We start from the raw sequence: 1,161 nt of genomic DNA, 5'->3' as shown, positions 1-1,161 counted from the left end.
CCGGCCTTGAGGATGGCCACCAGCGAAACAATCAGCTCCAGCGAGCGCTCCACGGCGAGGGCCACGCGCGAGTCGGTGGACACACCGAGGCGGCGCAGGTGGTGTGCGAGCTGGTTGGCGCGCTCGTCGAGCTGCCGGTAGGTGAGCTTCGCGTCCCCGAACTCGACGGCGACCTTGTCGGGGAAGCGGGCCACCACCTCGGAGAGGAACTCGGGGAGGGTGGACTCGCGCGGGGACCTGGAGGGGGCCTTGCTCCACTCCACCAGCACCTGCCGGCGCTCGGCCTCGGTGAGCATGGGGGCTGATGCCAGGGGCGCATCGGGCCGGGAGACCAGCGCTTCCACCAGCACTCGGAAGTGCTCCGCCATCCGAGCGGCGGTCTCCGGCGCGAACAGGTCGGTGTTGTACCGCAGGGGCCCCTGGAAGCCTTCCGGCGATTCCGACAGGCTCAGCTCCAGCTCGAACCGGACGGTGGGGTTGTCCACCGCCTCCAGCGGGCGGAGCGCCAGCGCCGGCTTCTGCGCGGGCCGCGCGTCCTGCGCCGCGGCCGTGGGCGCGTTCTGCAAGGCGAAGATGACCTGGAAGAGCGGACTGCGGCTCATGTCGCGGGTGGGCTGGAGCTCCTCCACCAGCCGCTCGAAGGGGACATCCTGGTGCGCGTAGGCGCCCAGCGCCGACTCCTTCACCTGACGCAGCATGTCCCGGAAGGAGGCGCGCACGTCCAGCCGCGCGCGCAGCACGAGGGTGTTGACGAAGAAGCCGATGAGGCCCTCCAGCTCGCCGCGCTGACGGCCGGCGATGGGAGAGCCGACGGCGATGTCCTGCTGGCCGGAGTAGCGCGACAGGAGCACCTGGAAGGAGGCGAGCAGGGCCATGAAGGGAGTGGCGCCCTCCTGCTGGCACAGGGCCTTGAGCTTGTCGGAAGTGGGGGGAGGCAGCGCGACGGGCACCTGTGCGCCGCGGAAGGTCTGCACGGGAGGACGTGGCTTGTCGGTGGGCAGCTCGAGGGTGGGGACGCCGGAGAGCTGCTGCCGCCAGTAGCCGAGCTGAGCGTCGAGCACCTCGCCCTGGAGCCAGGCGCGCTGCCAGACGGCGTAGTCGGCGTACTGGAGTGGCAGCGGCGGCAGAGGAGAGGGCCTGCCCTGGGAGAAGGCGTCGTAG

General features: G+C 71.1%; 1 protein-coding gene. It reads right to left on the bottom strand.

What is annotated here, in order from left to right:
- On the bottom strand, positions 1 to 1,161 hold a 1,161-nt coding region (locus K8638_RS44215), incomplete at both ends, for a condensation domain-containing protein (RefSeq protein ID WP_223760817.1).

It is taken from the genome of Myxococcus sp. RHSTA-1-4, from assembly GCF_020037125.1.
Taxonomy (GTDB): Bacteria; Myxococcota; Myxococcia; order Myxococcales; family Myxococcaceae; genus Myxococcus.
This window is presented reverse-complemented; position numbering and strand designations above follow the sequence as displayed.